The sequence below is a fragment of the Moorena sp. SIO1F2 genome (assembly GCF_010672755.1).
In the GTDB taxonomy this organism is placed as follows: Bacteria; Cyanobacteriota; Cyanobacteriia; order Cyanobacteriales; family Coleofasciculaceae; genus Moorena.
In genome coordinates this window covers 1-5,126 of sequence record NZ_JAAHFV010000421.1, presented here as the reverse complement: position 1 = coordinate 5,126, position 5,126 = coordinate 1, and the positions used below count along the sequence as shown (strand labels likewise).

Genomic DNA, 5,126 nt, shown 5'->3' with positions numbered 1-5,126 from the left:
CACCTGTTCTACTTTTTGTTTGCTCTTTGGTGGTGGGGTAGGAGCCTTCGCGTATTCGTTACTCTCTAGTACTGGAGTAGGGGAAGGCTTGGGTAAGTCAGTTGTCTGTACACTCTTCGGATGAATGTGTCGTGGAATATCGTTATACGTAGTTATAATGGTTTAAGCTTCCATAAAATGATCCGACTGTATCTTCTCTGAGCTCATTGGCATTAAAGCCTTATATAATAAGCTTTTCAGGGCTTATGTCACCCCCTCAGAACGTCATTCTTAGAAAAATATTCTGGTTTATGCATAATTATTCTAATCCTGAGTGATAGCTATTATAGACGGCGTTACTAAATCTGAGAGCCAATGAATGTATAAATCAATTGGTATTAAACTACTAATTAACTTATTAATTGAAGACCTACACCCACAGAGGATTTAAAAATGAATTTATCTTATCAATACATTTCTCCTTCAGAAACTGACGCTTTGTTTTCCCAAAAAGTTAGTCAATTAATTCAAGATTTATTGGAAAAAGAATGTCCAGAGTTAGAACAAGAAAAAATCAAAAAAATATCCGAAAAAGCGTCAATAAGTATCTCAAAAAAATTACATCAATCAATTCAATATATAATTAGTAATAAAGTGGAATTAAATAAATCACAAAGAGTGGGATGGTTATAGAATAAAATTTATCGTCACAATCCCCATTGCACTGCGAAAAAAATATAACAGTATTAACCTTAATAAAATATGGAATTATTTCAACCAAAAATCATGAGCTAGTTATGTTCTTTAATGATTCAGAATGTAACCTTAAGGCAATAATTGCCATACATAACACAACCCTTGGTCCTGCTATGGGAGCAACACGTCTATTCCCTTATAAAAGCGAAGAAGATGCTCTAAAAGATGTTTTACGTTTAAGCTACGGTATGACTTACAAAGCCGCTTGTGCCGATCTTAATGCAGGTGGTGGAAAAGCAGTGATTATTGCTGATCCAAAAGATAAAACACCTGAGTTGCTCAAAGCCTATGGTCGCTGTATCAACAGTCTTAAAGGACGCTTTATTACGGGTCAAGATGTTAACATTTCCGTTGAAGATGTTAATCAAATACGCACTGAAACTCATTATGTAGTCGGAGTTTCACAAGCTAATCCTACTCAGGCAACAGCAATAGGAGTTCTCGAAGGAATGAAAGCCTCGGTGGATTTTTTATGGCCTGGGAGAAAGATGAAAGGTCTAAAAGTCGCGGTACAGGGAGTGGGCAATGTCGGAAAAATTTTATGTGAATACTTAAACAAAGAAAGAGTTGAACTCTTTGTTAGTGATAATAAAATAGAGAGAGCAGAGGAAATGAAATATAAATATGGAGCAACCATCGTTTCTCCGAGTGAAATTTTTGATATTGATGTTGATATTTTTTCTCCCTGTGCTTTAGGAGGAATTTTAAATAGTTCAGTAATTCATCGACTGAAAGCATCCATTATTGCAGGTTCAGCTAACAATCAGCTAGAAAATTATCAAACAGATAGTAAACTTCTGGAGTCTAAAGGAATTCTTTATTGTCCTGATTATGTCATTAATGCCGGAGGCTTGATTGATGTATATTATGAAAGGATTGGTTATGAAGAACAAAAATCTTATCATAAAATTCATCAGATTTCCAAAACTTTGATGGAGATTTTTACTAGGGCTAAATCTGAACAAAAGACCACATTAGAAATAGCAAATTGTATGGCTAATGAAAAACTTTTCAAAGCTAAAAACACCCCCCCCAAAAATTTACATCCTCTATAATCACACCATCAGATAAGGATGGGATTCTGAAATTAATTGCGATTGCGCTGAATAAAAAATCCCTGACAAGTAATAAAGATAATCAAGTGATAAGCAAAAAACTGTCATTCAAATAATTTGTGCTATGAAAAAAAATATTCCATCTTCGTCGTACTTAGTAGCTCAAGCAGTGGTCAAGATGTTAGAAGATTTAGGTGTTCGCTATGCATTTGGCATTGCGGGGGGAGCAATAGGCGCGTTTTGGGCAGCACTACAGTATAGTTCTATAAAGTTGCTAAACTTTCGTCACGAAAGTGGTGCTGTTTTTGCTGCTATTGAGTTCTATTTAGCTAGTAATAATCCCGTTGTCGTTTTTACGACCACAGGACCTGGTATAACTAATGCATTAACTGGAATCATGGCTGCTAAATGGGAGGGGGCTAAAGTAATCCTGGTATCACCTTCTACATCGTCATCACAGCGAGGCAGATGGGCTTTTCAAGAAACGAGTGCTTATACCTTTCCTCAATCAGATATATTCACATCTGGAAAATTTTTTGATTTTGGAGCGACCCTTGAGACTCCGTCTGAACTTTTAGAAATTTCTCGGCGACTTGCGCTAGGTCTAACCCATCAAGGGGGTTTTGTTGCTCATATCAGTATTCCTACAGCTATCCAAACTACTTCAATAGAAATTCCAAATTTTGTATCTTTTAAAAACCTTAGCTACCCACCGGTTACTGTTAGTAGCGAAACAATTAATAAATGTGCCCAATTGCTATTGGAAGGACCATTTGCTATTTGGATTGGCTATGGATCTCGCCATGCTGCCGAGACTATTCGTATACTTGCTGAACGAACAGGAGCTGCCGTCATGTCTTCTCCTCGTGGTAAGGGCATATTTCCAGAAAATCATCCTCAATTTGTTGGTGTCACTGGCTTTGCTGGGCATGATTCTGTTTTTGATTATCTGAAAAAACAATGTCCTTTGCGAACACTTGTTTTAGGAACGCGGTTGGGTGAGTTTACCTCGTTCTGGAATCCAATATTAGTACCCTCAAAAGGATTTATACATGTTGATATCAACCCTGATGTGCCAGGAACTGCTTATCCTGATGTGGAAATATTACCAATACAGTCTGACATCAGGACATTTGTCAAGACTCTGTTGGAGTACATTCCCCAACATTCAAATAAAGAAAAAAAAATTACCCTACCTAATCCTAAACAGAATATCCTTGAAGCAAATGTCAACAGACCCGTGCGACCTGAGGTTCTCATGGAAATAATTCAGCAGGTAATCGTGGAAGGAAGTCAAGCAATAGTAATGACGGAAGCTGGTAATTCCTTTGCTTGGGGAACCCATATGTTACGGTTTTCCAAACCGGGTCGTTATCGAGTTAGCACCGGATTTGGCTCAATGGGTCATGGGACTACAGGAGTTTTGGGAGCAGCATTAGCATTACAGAATACATCTGTTGCTATTATTGGAGATGGTGCAATGTTAATGAACAATGAGGTCAGTACAGCCGTTCGTTACCATATTCCAGCGGTTTGGATTGTACTCAATGACGGACGCTACAATATGGTTGACCAAGGAGCACAGTTCCTAGGAATAATGGACATGGATGTAGAAATACCCCCTACAGACTTTGCTTTAATGGCTCGTTCTATGGGAGCTGACGGCATTCGTGTTGAACAAGAAGCTAATATTAAAGGAGCTTTGGAAAAAGCAATGAGTTCTTCTCTTCCTTTCGTTGTTGATGTTATTATTGATCCAACTCGCTTGGCACCTTCTGGTTCTCGTAATCAAAGCTTAAATTCACAGGGTGTTCAAGGTTTTAAGTTTTAATCAGGAATCTAATTATGGAAGAAAACACCTTTCCCATATCTACTTATATTGCGACGTCATTGGATAAGGCTTTTGAGTATCTTTGTTGCTTGGAGAATTTGAATGAATGGACTCTCTTTAGCCGTATGTTGGAGAAGATAGATGAGAATACTTGGTTGGGAACAGCATCTTGTTACCAAAATAAGCTCTACTATCATTTGAGGAAGATTAACACTCCCCTTTTCCGTGGTATCGAGTGGCATTGTGGTATTGAATACGAGAACTATTTTCAAGTTTATCCTGTTCTTTTGTTTCCCCCAAATTACCTAGAACCTAACTCTGATGAGGAAGGAGTCTACTTTCACTGGGTTAGCTTTGTTGATCCAAATCGACGTACTGGGATGATGAAGCAAGCTATTGGACTTGTTCACACTTCCGAGTGTCGTTCTCTCAAAGGAAATTTGGAACGAAATGCAGGTCATACTTCATCTGTGAAAGGACGCTACACTCTTGATACGGACACAATTTACATTGACGCTCCTATTGAATTAGGTGTGGAATATTTAACAGATGTCAAAAATATAAGGGAATGGGCACACCTTCTAAGTCCTAATGGTGATATCAATTCTCAGTCTGGACAATTTATCGATGAATATGGTCAGACAGTTCAGGTAGCTATTCAGGTACATGATCTAAACAATTACTATCTTCTTGAACAAGATTTTTTCTATCCTGACTTTGAATTTACACAGCGCTGTCCTACTATTCTTATTCCTTGCTCATATGGTTTCGGTGATCCATCAGCTAGGGGTTTTATTCAGCACAGAATTACATTTTGGAAAGTTGGTGAAGTTCCAACACATGGTAAACTTCAGATTGAGGATTATGAAGCTGAAAGCATTAATATTAAGCGCTTGCTTGAAGCCCAGGCTGGTAATAAAGAAACCTTTGCTCGTGGTATGAGCTATCTTCCTCGTTCCTAACTCACGACAAGGCGTAGAACGAAGCTTTGTGCAACGGAGTGCGACCTTGTAAATTTTGTAAACTTCAACCTTTTTAAACTCTTTATTGAGAAAAATACAAATAGTTACTTTGCCGAGATTGATATTTCTGCAAAGTCTTCTGGAATTAGGCTTAATGCTAGAGAAGCTGTCACGAAGTGCGAACGCTGTTTTCGCTTGACCCAAATTAGTTTTTAGATTTGTTACTATGTGTTTTTTTCATCATAGTTAAAGAAGCTAAAACTAATACTGTAGCCAAGGTAGTAGAAGGTTCTGGAACAGACTGTTGTACGTTATCAATCCGAAGAACTTCTCCTTCCGATGGTAAAAAACCTTTATTGGAGACATAGAGATTATCTTCAGAATCTATCGTTATGGCAGTAGGGAAAAGAAGTCCCTCACTAGCAATAGTTGTACGCTTTCCATCAGGAGTTATTTTGATGATAGAACCTGGTGCTGGTGGATTTTTCCAGGCTGATTCAGTAGAATATTCTAAAACATATAGATTATTTTGAGAATCAAAAG

The 5,126-nt window shown here is 37.8% G+C and carries 5 protein-coding genes; 4 read left to right on the top strand and 1 reads right to left on the bottom strand.

The window, feature by feature from the left end:
- The first annotated feature begins 432 nt into the window (after positions 1 to 432).
- From F6J94_RS29880 to scyC, 4 genes are all read left to right on the top strand, one after another.
- Positions 433 to 672 (top strand): hypothetical protein, encoded by a 240-nt coding sequence (locus F6J94_RS29880; protein ID WP_293046963.1) that lies wholly within the window; start codon positions 433 to 435, stop codon positions 670 to 672.
- A 26-nt stretch (positions 673 to 698) separates the two neighbouring features.
- Positions 699 to 1,790, top strand: coding sequence for a Glu/Leu/Phe/Val dehydrogenase dimerization domain-containing protein (locus tag F6J94_RS29875; protein WP_293046961.1), 1,092 nt, complete (start codon positions 699 to 701; stop codon positions 1,788 to 1,790).
- 124 nt (positions 1,791 to 1,914) lie between these two features.
- On the top strand, positions 1,915 to 3,621 hold the full coding sequence (locus F6J94_RS29870) for a thiamine pyrophosphate-dependent enzyme (protein ID WP_293046958.1): 1,707 nt from the start codon (positions 1,915 to 1,917) through the stop codon (positions 3,619 to 3,621).
- A gap of 14 nt (positions 3,622 to 3,635) precedes the next feature.
- Positions 3,636 to 4,583, top strand: coding sequence for a scytonemin biosynthesis cyclase/decarboxylase ScyC (gene scyC, locus F6J94_RS29865; protein WP_293046955.1), 948 nt, complete (start codon positions 3,636 to 3,638; stop codon positions 4,581 to 4,583).
- A gap of 205 nt (positions 4,584 to 4,788) precedes the next feature.
- Here the strand turns inward: scyC and F6J94_RS29860 are convergent.
- A partial coding sequence (locus tag F6J94_RS29860; protein WP_293046952.1) for a PEP-CTERM sorting domain-containing protein occupies positions 4,789 to 5,126 on the bottom strand: 338 nt, incomplete at its 5' end.